19 protein-coding genes are annotated in these 16997 nt (G+C 36.5%); 6 read left to right on the forward strand and 13 right to left on the reverse strand.

All coding sequences use genetic code 11. The features are described from left to right. Nucleotides 1-53 precede the first annotated feature (53 nt). From rplT to BALOs_RS08580, 9 genes are all read right to left on the reverse strand, one after another. Nucleotides 54-398, reverse strand: a complete 345-nt coding sequence (rplT, locus tag BALOs_RS08540) for a 50S ribosomal protein L20 (RefSeq protein WP_115363001.1) — start codon at nucleotides 396-398, stop codon at nucleotides 54-56. 138 nt (nucleotides 399-536) lie between these two features. After that, nucleotides 537-743, reverse strand: a complete 207-nt coding sequence (gene rpmI / locus BALOs_RS08545; RefSeq protein ID WP_115363003.1) for a 50S ribosomal protein L35 — start codon at nucleotides 741-743, stop codon at nucleotides 537-539. Nucleotides 744-946: 203 nt separating this feature from the next. Beyond that, nucleotides 947-1546, reverse strand: a complete 600-nt coding sequence (gene infC, locus BALOs_RS08550) for a translation initiation factor IF-3 (RefSeq protein ID WP_255509247.1) — start codon at nucleotides 1544-1546, stop codon at nucleotides 947-949. Nucleotides 1547-1637: 91 nt separating this feature from the next. Continuing rightward, a complete protein-coding gene (locus tag BALOs_RS08555; protein ID WP_120404911.1) occupies nucleotides 1638-2066 on the reverse strand; it encodes a hypothetical protein in 429 nt (142 codons plus the stop codon). Next, nucleotides 2067-2969: a cation diffusion facilitator family transporter gene (locus BALOs_RS08560; RefSeq protein WP_158536900.1), complete on the reverse strand. Its 903-nt coding sequence runs from the start codon at nucleotides 2967-2969 to the stop codon at nucleotides 2067-2069. Nucleotides 2970-2983: 14 nt separating this feature from the next. Beyond that, the gene (locus tag BALOs_RS08565; RefSeq protein ID WP_115363009.1) at nucleotides 2984-4768 is read right to left on the reverse strand and encodes a 1-acyl-sn-glycerol-3-phosphate acyltransferase; all 1785 of its coding nucleotides are present in this window, start codon (nucleotides 4766-4768) and stop codon (nucleotides 2984-2986) included. A gap of 11 nt (nucleotides 4769-4779) precedes the next feature. Beyond that, entirely contained in the window at nucleotides 4780-5841 is a 1062-nt protein-coding gene (locus tag BALOs_RS08570; RefSeq protein ID WP_115363011.1) for a guanosine monophosphate reductase, read from the reverse strand. Nucleotides 5842-5929: 88 nt separating this feature from the next. Further along, nucleotides 5930-7060: a PQQ-binding-like beta-propeller repeat protein gene (locus BALOs_RS08575; protein ID WP_120404912.1), complete on the reverse strand. Its 1131-nt coding sequence runs from the start codon at nucleotides 7058-7060 to the stop codon at nucleotides 5930-5932. Between the two features lie 9 nt (nucleotides 7061-7069). Further along, entirely contained in the window at nucleotides 7070-7732 is a 663-nt protein-coding gene (locus tag BALOs_RS08580; RefSeq protein ID WP_115363015.1) for a tetratricopeptide repeat protein, read from the reverse strand. A 118-nt stretch (nucleotides 7733-7850) separates the two neighbouring features. Between BALOs_RS08580 and BALOs_RS08585 the strand changes: the two genes are divergently transcribed. The 4 genes from BALOs_RS08585 (at nucleotide 7851) to BALOs_RS08600 (ending at nucleotide 10458) form a co-directional block, all read left to right on the forward strand. Next, a complete protein-coding gene (locus tag BALOs_RS08585; RefSeq protein WP_115363017.1) occupies nucleotides 7851-8330 on the forward strand; it encodes a hypothetical protein in 480 nt (159 codons plus the stop codon). A gap of 14 nt (nucleotides 8331-8344) precedes the next feature. Continuing rightward, the gene (locus tag BALOs_RS08590) at nucleotides 8345-9118 is read left to right on the forward strand and encodes a hypothetical protein (protein WP_162929624.1); all 774 of its coding nucleotides are present in this window, start codon (nucleotides 8345-8347) and stop codon (nucleotides 9116-9118) included. Nucleotides 9119-9199: 81 nt separating this feature from the next. Beyond that, nucleotides 9200-9574, forward strand: a complete 375-nt coding sequence (locus BALOs_RS08595; RefSeq protein WP_115363021.1) for a DoxX family protein — start codon at nucleotides 9200-9202, stop codon at nucleotides 9572-9574. A 53-nt stretch (nucleotides 9575-9627) separates the two neighbouring features. Continuing rightward, a complete protein-coding gene (locus tag BALOs_RS08600) occupies nucleotides 9628-10458 on the forward strand; it encodes an NAD(P)H-hydrate dehydratase (RefSeq protein ID WP_120404914.1) in 831 nt (276 codons plus the stop codon). Nucleotides 10459-10466: 8 nt separating this feature from the next. Here BALOs_RS08600 and BALOs_RS08605 read toward each other — a convergent pair whose 3' ends face one another. Genes BALOs_RS08605 through rnc form a run of 3 tightly spaced genes read right to left on the reverse strand, consistent with a single transcriptional unit; the run spans nucleotide 10467 to nucleotide 14136 of the window. Next, complete coding sequence (locus tag BALOs_RS08605) at nucleotides 10467-12263, reverse strand: GTPase (protein WP_115363025.1); 1797 nt, start codon at nucleotides 12261-12263, stop codon at nucleotides 10467-10469. A 32-nt stretch (nucleotides 12264-12295) separates the two neighbouring features. Then, entirely contained in the window at nucleotides 12296-13270 is a 975-nt protein-coding gene (gene era, locus BALOs_RS08610) for a GTPase Era (protein WP_115363026.1), read from the reverse strand. 17 nt (nucleotides 13271-13287) lie between these two features. Next, nucleotides 13288-14136 (reverse strand): ribonuclease III, encoded by an 849-nt coding sequence (gene rnc / locus BALOs_RS08615; RefSeq protein WP_120404915.1) that lies wholly within the window; start codon nucleotides 14134-14136, stop codon nucleotides 13288-13290. Between the two features lie 146 nt (nucleotides 14137-14282). Between rnc and BALOs_RS08620 the strand changes: the two genes are divergently transcribed. Continuing rightward, nucleotides 14283-15257 carry a site-specific integrase gene (locus BALOs_RS08620; protein WP_115363030.1) on the forward strand — a complete coding sequence of 325 codons (975 nt, stop codon included), beginning with the start codon at nucleotides 14283-14285 and terminating at the stop codon, nucleotides 15255-15257. Here BALOs_RS08620 and BALOs_RS08625 read toward each other — a convergent pair. Then, nucleotides 15254-16084 carry a hypothetical protein gene (locus tag BALOs_RS08625; protein WP_120404916.1) on the reverse strand — a complete coding sequence of 277 codons (831 nt, stop codon included), beginning with the start codon at nucleotides 16082-16084 and terminating at the stop codon, nucleotides 15254-15256. The genes BALOs_RS08620 and BALOs_RS08625 overlap by 4 nt on opposite strands. A 101-nt stretch (nucleotides 16085-16185) precedes the next feature. On the opposite strand from BALOs_RS08625, the gene fsa reads away from it, so the two are divergent. Beyond that, a complete protein-coding gene (gene fsa / locus BALOs_RS08630) occupies nucleotides 16186-16830 on the forward strand; it encodes a fructose-6-phosphate aldolase (protein ID WP_115363034.1) in 645 nt (214 codons plus the stop codon). The last annotated feature ends 167 nt before the right edge of the window (nucleotides 16831-16997 follow it).

Here is a 16997-nt window from a genome sequence, read left to right on the forward strand (position 1 = left end):
GGCCCTGTTATATAGTTTTGTTTTTTATTTTATTAAATCAATAGTTTAATGAATTACTTTGTTGATTCGTAGATTGCTTTAAATCCTTCAAAGTCTCTAGCAGCGATTTCCGCAAGCATCTTTCTGTTGATTTCAACATTGTTCTTCTTAAGCTGTCCCATGAACTTTGAATAAGAAGTACCAAGAAGCTTAGCAGCTGCAGAGATTCTAACGATCCAAAGCTTTCTCATATCTCTTTTAAGAAGCCTTCTACCGATATATCTGTAGTGTAATGCTCTTTTTACTGTTTCAGAAGCGTGATAGTACTTAGTTCTTCTTGAAAAGTGAAAACCTTTCGCTAATTTAAGAACCTTGTTTCTTCTCGCTCTTGCTTTAAAACCTCTTCTAACTCTAGACATAATTTACTCCATTTTTTTGACGTTTGGGGGTTAACTCATTAATCGTCAACTCTTGTACTTCCCAAAAATCAGGTTAAAAAAACAAATTGTTTTGTCGATTTATAGTTTCGACCAACTTAATTTTTGAATTGCTTGCGCTTAGTTTTTTGCAGCGTAAGGTAACATTCTTTTTACACGACCAGTATCTGAAGCGTGAACGTAATCTGTTTTACCAGCTCTTTTCTTCGCATCAGTTGGTTTCTTTTCAAGAATGTGTCTTAGGTTTGCTCTTTTTCTTTTGAACTTACCGTTACCTACTGGCTTAAATCTTTTAGCAGCAGCTCTTCTTGTTTTCATTTTTGGCATTAAATACTCCTTAAATTTTTCTGTGTTAAAACACAGATCGAGAATTCAACAAAATATAACAAAACTATAAGTGCATATTTGTAGCAGGTTTGCACACTTAATGCAAAGGATAATCATCTTTTAGTAAAAAAATATCAGGTACTTAGGAAGTATATGAGAAGAAGTGCCTGACGTAAAATCAAGCACTTACATATAAAAAAGAGTTATTTCTTTTTAACAGGGGCAACGATTGTAATAATACGATTCCCCATCATCTTAATTGGAGACTCAATAGCAGCTGAGGCTTCTTCGCAAACTCCTGCAAGAATCGACTCAAACTTCTCTTTCCCCATATCTTTATAGGCCATTTCACGTCCACGAAATTGCATAACAAATTTTACTTTGTCGCCATTTTCAAGGAATTTGTAGGCCTTCTTAAGCTTAGTTTCAAGATCATGTGCTTCAATATTTGGACGCAGCTGAATTTCTTTAAGTTGAACCTTAGCTTGCTTCTTCTTTGCTTCAGCAGCTTTTTTCTGTTGTTCGTACTTAAACTTACCGTAGTCCATTAGCTTTACAACAGGTGGCTTAGCTGTTGGTGCGATCTCGATGAGATCAACGCCAAGTTCTTCAGCAATTTCACGTGCCTTATCAATAGAAACGACTCCATACTGTTCTTCATCACTCATTAGACGACATTCTGGAATTCTGATTTGGTCATTCGTTCTAGGGCCTCTCTCTTTTCTTCTACCCCTTCCACCTTTAAAATTGTTGCTAATAAAACACCTCCGGAAATAAGACCAATTATTAGCGGTTGGTCTCATAATAAATAAATATCAAGAATTGATCATATACAATTCTAATAGTTTACAATTGTGATTGCAAACATAACAAAAAATATTCCTCGAGTATACATTAATGAAGGAGATATTTCTCATAAAAAACCTGATAATCCCCTTCATGTGAAGATATTCGTAAAAAATAGTCCTCATCTATACCTAAATCATTAAATAACTCAGAAATCTTCTTATATTCTCTTAACTTTTCTAGGCCAATCTCTACACTTTCAATATCTCCAGAGTTTAGATCCTTAGTTATAAGATTCTTATTCTGTATATTACCTATAATAGGAATCCCTACAATATACTCTAAGTCCTGCTTTTCATCCCTACTAACGAGAAGATAGAGTTCATCGTATTTGAAATGAATGAGATTGCCATGGACTATTTCAGACATTAAATGGGCCGCCTCAGAGAAAATGCTGCCTAATTCTTTATGAGTGGCCCCGTGAACCAATCGAATATTTCCAATTTTTCTAATATTTTTATCTTTACCTAAATCCATTTAGTCCTCGTGAGTCTCATCATCTGGTTCAATATGGATTAAAATATCAATATCGCGACAATAATCCTTAAGTAGTGATCTTAAGCGATCTTCAACCTCATGTGAAATTTCATGGGCCTTAGTTAATGAGAGCTTAGGATCAAGTAGAAGATGAAAGTCTATTTGCATCCAGGTCGTATTTCCACGCGCTCTAAACTCATGTATATCACGGACATATTGCATATCCTCTAATGCTTTTAGATAACGATCCTTAATAACTGGTGATACATCAAGAAGATCATTTAAATTATCTAATGTAATTTGAATCGCTAGATAAAAGAGGTAGAAGATAATAAGTCCACCAACAATATAGTCGACAATAAAGATTTCAAACTTAGCACAAACTATTGAGATAAGAACACCAATACTAATGACCATATCACCGAACGTGTGCCCGCTATCTGCAATTAAAATCTTAGAATTTAACTCACGCCCTTTTCGACCTTCATAACTTGATACAAATGCACTTACTGCAATTGAGATGAGTATTGATAATATTGGGATGGCCCCGAATAAACCTCTGGTCTGCTCCCCAGAAAAAACAAAGTCGTGATAATCAATACCTAATTTAATTGAAGAACCAAATAACATTAGAGCAATAATTAGTGCTCCAAGATTTTCGAATTTATAATGGCCGTAGTTATGTCTACGATCACTTGGCTTTGCAGCGATTGCTATGGTGATTAAACCTAAGATATTTGAAGAGCCATCAAAGAGTGACTCAATCCCAGAAGATCTAAGAGAGAGAAAATCAAATTGAATACCGGCAAAGAGCTTAATTAAAGCGACTGCGATATTTAGGAAGAAAGTTATTAGTAAAACTTTCTTTATCGCACTTTCTCTTGATAGTAATTCAGTCTTCAAAGGCAACCTTTTAGTTATACCACTTTAAAATTAAGTTTGAGTTGGTCTAATAGAATCTTCTCAGTAGACTCGATAAAATCAGCGAGTTTATCTCTATCTGCTACGTAGTAAGAATTGTCTTCGTAACCTAAAACACCGACTTGTTCAAAATACTGCAGAGCAGTTTTCATTAATTCAACATTTTGGCTTTCTGGAAAACGAATGACTCTTTGAGTTTGAATTTCTGCATTATAAACATCCGCAAATCGCTTCATATAATCGGCCGTCTTAAAAGAGACATTATTCTTTTGAAAACTTTCTAACGTCAAGGCCGATACAAAGTATGCTTCGTTTATATAAGTAAGAGAGCGAGCAAAGATACTTAATTTGGAAGCGACCTCATAGAGATCTTTATTAGTGAACTCAATGGCCTCGTTTAAATTAGCAATATCTCTTCCCACAACATTACTTAGTATCTTAAGAGTCTTTGAATAGTATTGTTTTACAGTTGGTAAATAAAACTCCATCTTCAATAAGCTTCTTTGCTTAATGAAGAATTGTTTTAAACAATCAGCATTTTCAATCTCTCCACTAAAAACATTAAACCAAGCAAGTGATATGGTCCAAGGTATAATGAAGTGATGAACTATTGTATTTTTGAAAAAGAGAAGCTCTCCTCTTGAGTCCTTCTTAATTGAATAAAATAGAGAAGATCCAACTTCCTTTTGTCCGATAACATCAACTTTATTATTACCAATAAGGATGTCCATTGCACGGCCAATAGAGTCTTCTAATAGAGAGTCTTTTAAACCATCAGTAAAAGGAATATCATATGACTTACAATATTCTAAAATTGCCTGAGCTTTTAATATGATATCTGTCCACTTAAGAGCACCTGTTGGCTCATCAAGAAGAATTAGAACAAGTAAGTTAGTCGGCGTGATAACCATTTGATCACCAACACTTCTAAAACATTTAAATGCAAGGTCTCTTACATGCTTCTTATTCTCATCTGGATCATCTAATTTATATGCATATTGAGGCTTACCAAGATTGATATGTATTTTACCAAATTGATAGGCCATAAGTTTTAGAAGGCCAAAGAGTTGTCCTGTCGACTCTTTCTTTTTCTTTCCACCCATCATCTCTTTTGCCAGTGCTTTTTGCTCTGGAACATACTCATGAGCAATACTTACAGGAACAAATGCTAATCCTCTCTCTTTTGCATTTGGAAGATGTGAATGTGCCTCTAGTAGCATTTGGTATAGGCCGTATTTTGGTGGCCTAAGTTTTCCAGAGCGAGTACGCCCACCTTCAAAGAAGAATTCAATGGGCTCTTTCCTTTTTAATAAAGCAAAGAGGTAGGCTTCCATAGTAAATTTATAGAGAATGTCGTTTTGAAAGCTTCTTCTGATAAAGAAACATCCAGATTTTCTAAATATTTTACCAATTGGGAATATATTTAAGTTATCACCACCTGCAACATAGAGCATGCGTTTGTATTCTTTAAAGAATTTGTAATTAATAGCAATATAATCGGCATGTGATTGATGATTTGGAACGAGAACGACACTGTCTTTTTCAAGCAAAGCTCGAAGATCAGTGTCATTTTCTTTGTAACTGATACCATCATAAAGTCTTGGTAAAGTAGCATCAAAGAACTTTTCCATCGACTTCATATATGAAGGTGAGTTAATTGCACGCATTTCTTTAAAGTTTGCAATTACTTTCTTCCTAGTCGCTTCAGGATCTTTACTATCACTGATGCGTTTTACGATCTTAGGATAACTTAATAAGTCATCTAGGATATCAGTTTGCATAGAGCGGCCTTTTATTGTTTTCCGTGTGGTTTACTCTCTGCCATACCAGAAGATGACATTTCCATAAATAATCCGGCTTCACTCATTTGATCAAGTTGATCAACACCAAGATAAGTCATCCCTGAGCGAATACCACCTGTAAGTTCATTGATAATATTCTCAACTGGCCCTTTACAAGGAATCATTGTATCAACACCTTCTGCGGCCATACCTTTAGGAAGCTCCCCACGCCAAGAAACTTGAGCGGCCTTTGAAGCCATTCCACGATATTCTTTCATTCCACCTTTAACTTCTCCTGGAGTTTCTAATGCTCCTGAGAGAAGTGATCCGGCCATACATGAATTAGCTCCAGCACATAATGCTTTTACCATGTCTCCAGAGTTCTTAAGTCCACCATCTGCGATAACAGGGATCCCTGCTCTCTGTGCTTCTGCAACACACATTGCAACAGCTGTTAATTGTGGAACGCCATGACCTGTAATGATACGTGTTGTACACATACTTCCAGGACCGATACCAACTTTAACAGCATCAGCACCTTTATCAATCATACGCTTTACACCATCTGGTGTTGCAACATTACCTGCAATAACATCAATTGATGGATAATTTTTCTTAATATACTCGAGAACTTCCATCATCATAATTGAATCACCATGAGCGATATCAACAGTTAGAATTTCTACTCCTAATTCAGCAAGTAGGTCTGCTCTCTTTTTTCCCTCATCCTTAACACCAACAGAAGCTGCGATTGGAAGAGAGATAGAATGTTCTTTGAAATATTTTTGAATTGCTTTTACATCTTCAACTTGTTGCTCAGGAGACATGAAACGATGAAGAATACCAACGCCACCTAGACGCCCCATCTCCATTGCCATCTCTGGCCCTGTAACTGTATCCATATTTGCAGCAATAATTGGAATATCAATTGAATGGTTCTTAGTAATTTTTGTTTTTAAATTCGTGTGTCTGCGAGAAGAAATCTCTGAATACCTAGGAATTAATAAAACGTCATCAAAAGTTAAACCTTTTCCACGACTTAAAATACCATTTGCTTTGAATGTTAAATCCATACTCTCCCCTAAAATAACAATCCCGTGTGTGTAATTTCAACGTCATAATATCATTGTCGAAAAGACACACACAAGGGAATTTTAGGTTTTATCTGAAAGTATAAAGACGATAACGTGATGAAATAAAAGCTAAAAACTCATCGTCATAGCTCATGTGACCAAATACGGCCGAGTAGGCAGAACCTAAGTCAAACTCTTGTTTGATCATTCCATTAGAGTCGATGAAAAAAGCAGTTTTACCAACTGTTGTGACAACAACACCACCCTTCCAAGGAGCGAGAGACGACACTGCTTCATCTGAAAGTTTCACTCTCTTATATTCTTGAAATTGTTTATCAATATAAATGAGTTCACCATTAACGCTACCAAAGACCATATTTTGGCCGTTACCAATTTCTAGGCCAGCGCGGTTTGTACGGAAGTTCAATTTCTTAAAAAGAACACCAGACTTCGGCACGATCACTTCGGTACGATCATCAACTGAGCCAACAAGGATCTTTTCATTAAAAATGACAGGTCGCATATCAACATCAACAAATTTTTGCCCAGGGCTTAGCCTTCTTTCCCAAAGTACTTGACCTTCTTCAAGAGAGAAGCAGACGAAGTATCCATCAGCAAAACCTGCGTATAAGCGCCCATCAAGTATTAATGGTGTTGAAGCGCGCTGAACTGTTGAGTAGTATGGAACAGATCTCTTGTAAGACCAAATAACGCGACCAGTATAAACATCAATACTAAATAATTTATGATTTCGAGTATGAATGAATAATCGGCCATTTGATGTAACAGGAGTTGAATCGATTCCACCATCTAGGTCAAACTCATAAGCGAGCTCGCCCTTATTGAGGTCTCTTGCATAAACTCGTCCAGTATCATCACCAAAGATCAATAGATTTTCAAAAATAATTGGAGCGCTTGTCATTTGCCCTTTAATCTTGTGTGTCCAAATTAGGCGGCCATTTTCAACATTATAAGCATTAAAATTACCACGGCCATCAGCAGCATAGAGAATTCCATCAGCAATTAGTGGTGAAGATAATGAAATCGGAAGATTTCCAGACTCGTAACTTGGCTCTAGATTCTTAGTCCAAGTAAGAGTTAGAGGGTCCACCTCAAGCTTCTTGCCTTCTAACTTACTTGTTACTTTTTTTATGCTTGAACAAGAGGCAAGCAAAGTGGCCATTGCTATGACCACTAAAATATTACGATATAACTTCATAAATTCCGCTTATTTGATTGTATTTAAGTGATATTTAGCTAACGACTTATATACATTTTCAGTTGTTAGAGTAAGGACTCTTTCAAAGTGTCCTTTGGCCGAAGCAGTGTCACCTTTTGCAAGGTAGCTACGTCCAAGTTCAAGTTCAATTCGACCCATTGATAGTGCACGATCATTACTTTTAAGTTCTTTAAGTGTCGCAATTGCTCCATCGTAGTCTTTTAAATCTTGCTGTATCACTGCCTTTCGGACATTGATAAAATATGATTGTAATGAATTAGATGCGCTTATTAGACTAATAATTTCAAAAGCTTCTTGATTTTGACCTTTATTCGTTAAGTGATCTACGGCCAATAAAGTTGTTGAAATAGCAGCAGAGCTATCACCAAACTCACCAAGAATAGTTTTTAGCTCAGAAACCATTGCGGCAGAGTCGATCTCACCTTTTTTAAACTTCTCTAAACTTCCAGTTTCAAAGCTATAAAGAGTTTGGGCAGCTTTCTCATTTTGTTGGTTTTTAACATATGAAAAAATACCGTAACCTGCAGTCGCACCGATAATAAGTAAGATTAATCCAATAACCAATGCCTTATTCTTAGCGATAAAAGCACCAAGCTCAGTTGAATTTAATTCAGAATTTAGGCCTTCATTTGGCGCTACTTGTGTTGTCATCCATTACCCTCTAGTTAAAAATTTTTATCATTTTAATAAATAACATTGAAAGTTGTCAAAAATACATGAGTATTGTTAGAATTAAATTAATTAATTTCATAAAGGATTATTACGCACCATGAAAAGGATTTCATTTTTAATAATTACCTTATTTATTTCACTTAACTCTTTTGCCATTGAAAGAGTAGGAAGATTAGGAGTTGGTTTTTCAAATACTATCTCTGACTCTATCCCTTCTCTGTCAATCAAGGTCCAAAGAAGCTCGACATTCTCATATGGAGCAATTTTTGGAGTAAACACTGCTGACGACGGTGGATGGCACGGAGGAATTCGACTTTACCGTAATATCTTTGATGAACCGTATCTCACATTTTATACGGTTGGCGCCGCGACATTGATCAACCAAAAAGTACCTGGCCAAGATAGCGAATCAGGATTTCAAGGCGATGTAGGACTTGGAGCAGAGTTTTCTCTACAAGGAATTGACAGCCTAGGCTTTAGCGTTGAATTTGGCGTACGCTTCAAAAATCTGGATGACTTTGAAGTTACGACAATGGGTGAAAACTTCTTAAATGCAGGTATTCACTTTTATCTTTAAATTGGAATTATTGAATGCATATATCTAAATACATGGCCTTCATTCTTGTCTTCATATTTGCAATTGTGTCTCCACAATTTACAAAGGCACAAGATGGGATGATCGGTGCAGATGATGACTTAAATATCGGTGGCGATATTTTCTCAGATTTTAATGAAGACCTACAAGAACAACAAATCTATGAAGATGAACGTTACTACAAATACGGACGCTTCTTTTCATTCTCAATGGGTATTGGTTACACAACTTGGGATGGCAATCGTGGAAAGATGTATGAGGATCTACCTCCTACTTTCAACCTAACAGTTCAATACTTCTCAGACTTTCAATCGGCATGGAATATTGGTTTTGCATATTCTAAGCACAATATAAGTTTAACAAAGCCGACTCAAGGAATCAGTAGTGCAGCATCAATCGATATTTCAATGCTTCGCATGTACTTTGGATACCGTTACTATATCGACACTTCAAACCTTGGTACGGCCATAACTTATTCAAATCCTTATATAACGGCGAGATTTGAATATTGGTATGAACAAGAAAAGATTGAAACTGTAGGTGAAAAAAAAGAAGACAGCTTTGGTGGCGCAGGTGTTGCACTAGGTGGCGGACTTGAATTTCCAATAAAAATAAAAGAATCATATGTGAATATTGAAGGACTTCTTCACACTGTAGCTCTACAAGATGTGCGTACGATAAAATACGCATCTAAGGATGGAGGGCCTGGTGTGCCTGATTTATCAGGGTTCGCTTACTCACTAACAGTTAATTATGTTTGGAATTGGTAGAAACAATAATCTCATTGAGCTTTAGCTCGATGATGATCGCAAAGCGCAAACTTAATTTGCATAAAATAAAAGGATGTATTTATGAATCGTTTAAACTCAGATTTAGGTTGGTTATGGCTTAGAATCACAGTTGGACTAGCGATGCTACTTGGGCATGGTTGGGGAAAACTTGCAGGCTTTAGTACTCTAATGACAAAATTCCCAGATCCAATTGGACTTGGTTCACCTTTTGCACTTTCTGCAACAGTATTTGCAGAAGTGTTTTGCCAGATTTTTATTATCATCGGATTTAAAACAAGATGGTTTGCTGCAATTTCAGCAATTACTATGCTTGTAGCGGCTTTTGTCGTTCACGCAAGCGATCCATTCTCTGGAAAAGAAAAGGCCATAATGTATGCAATTATATACATCGGACTCTTTTTCTCTAATGGTGGTAAATATTCAGTTAAAGCATAATCTTAAGCTCCCACAAGGGAGCTTTTTTTTTCATTAAATACTAAGATCATATTATGAAAAAAATTGATTCAAGAGAACTTTTACAAAAGCTTCCACCTTTAACAAAAGAATCAAATAAGTACAGTTTTGGTCACGTTGTAATTATCGGTGGGAATGTCGGTTATGCAGGAGCAGTCAAGCTCTGTGCACAAGCAGCTCTGCGCTCAGGATCAGGTTTAGTTACTGTCCTTACAAGGCAAGAGAATGTTTCTTCAATTGTTTCAACAAGAGCTGAGCTAATGGTGCGAGGTTTTGACACACAAACTTCTGGAATCAATCAGGCCAGACCAATCCTAGAAAAAGCAGATGCTATCGTTATTGGCCCTGGCCTTGGAAGAGACGAATGGGCAAACCATATATGTTCAATGATTGAAGATTTCACGGCACCAAAAGTTTTAGATGCTGACGCTCTTTGGAACCTATGCCAAAGAAGTGAAAAGCAAAGATATCAAAATGCAATAATCACCCCTCATTTTGGCGAAGCCGCACGTCTTCTAAATTGCACGAGTGAAGAAATTAGAAAAGATAAAAAAGAAGCAGCTAAAAGTCTTCTACAAATAAGTGAATGCGTTGTCTTAAAAGGAGACCATTCTCTTATCGCAAATGATCAAGATATCTATGAAAACGATACAGGAAATTCTATCTTAGCAATGGCCGGGACAGGAGATATTCTAGCAGGAATTATCGGAAGTTTCCTAGGCCAAGGCCTGAGCTTAACTGAAGCAACTTGTCTTGGTACTTGGGTGCATGGCAAGGCCAGTGACTTATTAAGGGAAAATACAAGAGGAATACGAGGAAGTATAGCCTCTGACCTCTTTCCTTATATTCAAGAGGTCATTGGCTAATATCTATTTTATTTTGAAACTTTTTTCATACGCTTTTGAAGATCTGTCCCTGTTCTAAAGATCAGGTGAATCGGCGTATTATCAAGCGGGAAGGCCCCTCTTAAACCGTTTTTAAGGTAGCGTCGGTAGTTTTCAGGAATTCCACGTGACTTATTTGTGTAAAATAAGAACGTTGGTGGATTCGCTTTAATTTGAGAAGCGTATTTAACACGGAATCTCTTACCACGAGAACCTTTAAGGATAATAGGATGTCTTTCAATAAGCTCAAATACGAAACGGTTAAGCGCACCTGTTGCGATATTTTGTCTTCTAATGAAAATCGTTTTCGTAAGAATCTTCTTAAGACGCTTAAGACCTCTTTTATGCTTTGCTGAGATTGGAATAATATCGCAATAATTAAGCCATGGAAGTTTATCGCGAATATCAAGAAGCCATTCTTTACGTGATTCTTGATCTCTAAACTTATCACCCATCAGATCAACTTTATTTAGACAAACAATTACAGAAGCACCTTTTTCTATAGCGATATCAAGAAGACGCTTATCTTGGTGTGAAACACCTTTTGTTGCATCAATCATATAGATACAAATATCACTATCAGCAATACTTCTTAGTGAGCGATAAACTGATTGTGACTCAACAAAGTCATCAATTTTCTTTTGCTTTCTAATTCCTGCAGTGTCTACGATGTGAATTGAGCGCCAGAAACTTCCTTCAGAAACTTCTTGCTCATCATCTACTAATTCTTGCTCGACTTCTTCACCAGTAGCTTCTTCACCGAAAACCTGTGCTTCCATACGATTAGCAGATGTTTCATCCAGCTGCTCATCCTGCTCGAGCATTACATCCTCAAGACCTTCAAGCTCATAGCTATCAGTATCTAACTCTTCTTCAACATCATAAGATGAAACAAGTTCGTTATAGAGATCAGGATTATTCTTTTTAAAGTCTTCGTATTGAGACTGAAGAAGATTATCATTTTTAAAATGCTCTTTTGCTTGATCAAGCTTTCTAGCATCATCTCCAAGGTAGATATCAAAGTATCCATCAATTGGATCAACTGTAGTTCCAGCAATATCAGAAACGAGAGCACGTTCACTTCCAAGAAGTTGATTTAGTAGAGTTGATTTACCAGCATTAGGTGCACCAATTAGTGCAAGTTTTGCCACAACATTCTCACGTGGAGTTACACCTTTTTGAAGAGCTGTAATATTCATAACATCAGCAGAGTCATCAAAACGCATCATCTCCTCATGAATATTCTCACGCAATGTCTCCATTCCCCTACCGTGAGCGGCAGAAGTAACAAACATTTCGTCATCATTTACACCAAGTTCATAGAAACTATACTCATCTCCACTTTGAGACTCAGAATCGTACTTGTTAACAACAAGCCACATCTTCTTCTTTTGCTTTCTAATATAATTAGCAATGGTCTTATCAAAAGGAAGAACACCTTCTCTTACATCGACAACAAAGAGAACAAGATCAGATTCTTCAATCGCTTGATGAGCATGATCTGTCATAATATTGAAGAACTTATTAGCATTAACTTCTTGATCATTCTTTCCACTCTCATCTACTTGAGTTGGATAGAACCCACCAGTATCAACAAGAATCGCATCTAATGGACGGTCTTCATCTTTATCATTAAAAGATGTAATTCCATAGTGGCGATCACGTGTTACACCTGGCATATCGTGAGTAATGGCCTTATGTTGTTTTTTCATTAGGCGGTTAAAGATGGAACTTTTTCCAACGTTTGGCCTACCAATTAATGAAATAATCATTGAACGCTTTTGCATTTCAAAATCCTATTTAAGTTTATTATTTATAATTATTTTTGTTTCCATACACGGGCAGAGTTAATTGCACGTGGAAGTCCTAGTTCTTCTAGAACAAAGTTATTCTTAAACCACTTTGGTGATACTTTCACGTGTAGGTTTAAGTGAACCTTACCATCAGTCATTGCTGCAATCTTCTTACGAGCACGTGTTCCAATTTCTTTGATCATCGAGCCTTTGGAACCAACAACGATAGCTCGCTGTGATGGACGATTAACAAGAATTGAAGCTGAGATGTGAGAAGTAAAAGCGCCTGTCTTATCTTTAAAATCTTTATATTCATCAATAATGACGGCCATCTCATATGGTAGCTCATCCTTTAAAAGGTCAAATGCCTGCTCACGAATATACTCAGTAGCAAAGAATCTTTGGTTCTTATTCGAGATAGCACCATCAAGGTATAAGTGTGAACCTGGCTGAGCATTATCACAAAGAGCTGCTGTTAAAAGGTGTACATTATCTCCGGACTTAGTTGAGATAACAAAGTACTGCTCAAGAGCTGGAATAACTTCTTTTGCTTGTTCAAATACCTTATCTAGTGGCATATTTTCTGCATTTTCAACACGATCTGACTTAGTGAAAACAAGCCATGTTTTCGATAACTCTTTCTCTTTTCCACCAATGAAATCTTTGAAGGCCTTGATTTGCTCAAGAATATCTTTTGTTAGGTCAATTAGAAGTAAGTTAACATCAACACCATCAACACCTTCAACGGCCTGTTGATTAATACGCTTATTAAGCTCCTGGCTTGAAGTGTGTAGACCTGGAGTATCAACTAGAACAACTTCAGTATGATCAACTGTGAAAACTGCGTGAAACTTATTACGTGTTGTTTGTGGTTTACTCGTTACAATTGAAAGGTCCATTCCTAGTAAGTAATTTACAAGTGAACTCTTTCCTACATTTGGTGCACCAACGATTGCTGCCATAATGGATTTGTTGTCTGGGTGTTGATCAGTCAATAACATAATTTTCTCCGTTGTCCTTATTTAATTTTGTCTAATAGATTATTTTCTAAACATTCTTTTGCGATTTCTTTTGTTCCTATTTTTTTACTATTGGAGATTAATTTCGATATTAACTCTCCATTTATATAAAGTTCGATTTCAAACTCTTGACCTTTATTTAAGGCCTTTGTGCGGTACTCAGGTAGACATTTAAATCGTGCCAATGTCTCCTCTTGTAATTTTGTCTTTGGATCAAAATCCACAAGTTTTTGAGCATTAAAGAAGATCTCTCCACTTTCCTTTTCATAAGTCGCAATGACCTGGTCGAGATAAGAGTTTGCTTTATCATTTCCTTGATCAATGGCAATGGCCCCAAGAATTGATTCAAAAAGATCACAACGAATCCCTTTATTTACTTCTTGGTCTAATTCACCTTTTCCAACGATTAGAAATTGAGAAAGTCCTAAAAAGTCAGTTAATGAGCTTAGGCTATCTTCATTTACAAGTGCACTTCTTAATTTTGAAAGTTGCCCTTCATTCATATCTTCAAAGTTTAAAAAGAGGTTCTTTGTCACATATGAGCCAAGAACAGAGTCGCCATAGAACTCTAGGCGCTCATAACTTTTAAACTCTAGTTTGGCCTCATGAACATATGAACTATGAGTAAAGGCCCTCATGACAAGAGAATTGTCATTAAATTTTAGGTCGAATTTATCTAAGAAAATTGATTGAATATTGGATTGATCAAAAAATAGATCTGTGACTTCATGCTTAGACACGCCATTACCAGCACCTAATTGCTTAAAATCAGCAATAGTTAGCCTATAAAATGCGTGTGCAAATGTAGGACTCTTCCCTTGTGGGTTGAGTGAGGTCGTCTCAAGCATGTAATCACCTAATATTAAATTGTTAAACGATTTATAATGCTTCTGCCCATCATTTGCAAGTGCAAGATTTCTACTTGTGAAAGAATAACAGGTTCGTTAAAATCTCTTACAGTAATATACGTAGTTATAAGTCCTTAGGGTGGTTTATGGAACTAACAGAAGTCAATAAAAAGAAATTAGATAAGTGGCAAGATGCATTTTTCAAGAAAATAGCGGCTAAGGGCCGTTCAAATAATACCCTGAAAAACTATCGCACTGACCTTGCTTGCTTTAATCAATATGTAACAGAACATAAGAAACAAACGGATATTGAAAAATATTCAATTCCAGAGATTCAAGAATACGGAAAGTATTTAGAAGAAAAATATAAGTCAGATAATTCACGAAGACGCCGTGTCCAGGCCCTTAGAATATTCTTTGATCACCTAGTAGAAGAAGGTGTCTTTAACGTCAATCCAGTACGAAAAATACCAACTTCTCCAAAGTTCCTAGATATACCAAGGCCAGCTTCGTTTTCACATATTAAAAGTCTTTGGCACACATTACTCAATGATCAAAGAAATGCACAAAGTGATCTTGAAAAACTTAAGGCCAAAAGAAATGGAATCATCTTTGCAACCGTTTATCTAGGAGGCCTTAAGGTCTCAGAACTATCTAAAATTAAAGTTGCAAGCTTCTCATTTCGCGATGAAATCAAGGCCATTATTACACATGAAAAAAGAGACCCATATACCGTCACATTTCCAAGTATCTTTGGCCGTATTTTCTATGAATATGTTGAGCTATTAGAGAAGGTTAAAAAGGCCCAAGGTGTCTCTTTTGATCACTTACTTTTTAATGCCAACGCTCATAAGATTCTATCAGGTGGGCTATCTGCACGTGGGATGGAGCTACTCTTTGAAGACTGGCGCTCTAGACTTATGATTGAAATAACACCAAAGACTTTAAGACAGGCCTGTGTCTTTACCTGGCTCCACGACGGGGTTAATGATACAACCATAAAGGAATGGCTTGGTGTCTCGCCAGCATACTCTTTAAAACTTTATAAAGAGCATATGGACTCACATTTCTATAATCAACAATTTATTGAATTGGCACTTAATGAAGATAAATTGATTTAAGGCTGCTTAATTGGAACTGGCCTATCATAAACAGGAAGGCCGGTATCCTTATCGAGGTGCCAACGATCTGTATAAAGCTCATCTTTTTCAATACGATAGAAGTCGAGATCTTTATCTAATTTATCCAAACTATAGATTAGCTGTGATTGTAGTCTGACCTGATCGTTCTTCTTAGAAAGAAGTAAATTTAAGGCCTCATCTTTTTTTCGTTGTAACTCAAGAATCTGCTTGTCGTATTCTGCAGCGACCTCAACTTGTTTCTGTGAAAAGCCCCAGACAAATTTATTCACTTCATTTAATTGAAATGTGAAATCTCTTTTTTTTGCCAACAATGTTAAACGGTAACGAGAAGCTTCCTTAATTCTCAATGCTAGCTTATCACTTTCAAAAACAAGAATTGTTCCTCGTCTTAAAGTCGAATTTTGTCCCCAACAATTCTCAAGGTCTTTTGCGTAGATTGTAATATACATATCTTCACTATTTCTGACGTGGCCCTTGCACTTATCTTCATCCATACGTCGCGCCACATTGAAGTATACAATATCAGAAGGCTTCAAGAACTTAACATTCTTTGATTCGACTTGAATTTTAAACACAGTACTTGATGGGTCCTTATCTGTAACTCGGCCAGAGAACTTTGAATAATCAATGCTAGGATCGTAGAAAGTATCATAACCATGATCCTTGATATAATTATCGTAGGCATCATAATCATTTTTGATATCTTTATTTCTAACCTCATCTCTTTTAATAATAAAGCCATCACTATTTGCAACAGAGACCAGCGTTATTAAGCTCAATGAAATGAATAGAAAAAATCTTCTCATACGTTCATTATAACGCAAATCTAAGCAGACAATAGGGGGAGAAAACTTGTCCATTACCTGTGCTCATGATAAATTTTTAGAAAATTTATTAGGAGAATAGAATGCAATTTTTTATCGATACAGGTGATATTGAAGAAATCAAAGAAGCAGTAAAATGGGGCCTAATTGACGGAGTTACGACTAACCCATCAATTATTGCCAAAACTGGGCGTACTCAAGAAGAAGTAATCAAAGACATTTGCGAAATCGTTGATGGACCAATTTCAGCAGAAGTTATTGCAACAGATACTGAAGGGATGATCAAAGAAGGTAGTGAACTTGCAAAGATTCACGAGAATGTCGTTATTAAACTTCCACTGACAGAAGCCGGAATCGCTGCTTGTAAGTGGTTTAGTGACAATGATATTAAAACGAACGTAACACTTTGTTTCAGCTCAAACCAAGCATTACTAGCAGCAAAAAATGGTGCTACTTACATCTCTCCATTCATCGGCCGTCTCGATGATATCGGAGCAGATGGTATGACTCTTATTCAAGAGATCCGTCATATGTATGATGTTTACGGTTTTGATACAGAAGTTCTAGCAGCATCTGTACGTCACGCAGACCATGTAAAGCACTGCTCGATGGTAGGTGCAGACGTTGCAACGATGCCATATAAAGTTATCAAGTCACTTTTTAACCACCCTTTAACAGATAAAGGACTGGCACAATTTTTGGCCGATTATGAGAAGTCGCAAAAATAATACCAATTAGGCGACTTATTAACTAATTCAATAATATCTATATAATAACGGGGGCTTACAGTCCCCGTTTCTTTATTTTTTCTAAATTTAAAATCTTAAATACCGATATCGTATAAAATGGTGCAAAGCACGTCATAGTCGAGCTTTAAGCTCAACTTTGTGCCTGT

This window comes from Halobacteriovorax sp. BALOs_7 (assembly GCF_003612895.1).
Lineage (GTDB): Bacteria > Bdellovibrionota > Bacteriovoracia > Bacteriovoracales > Bacteriovoracaceae > Halobacteriovorax_A > Halobacteriovorax_A vibrionivorans.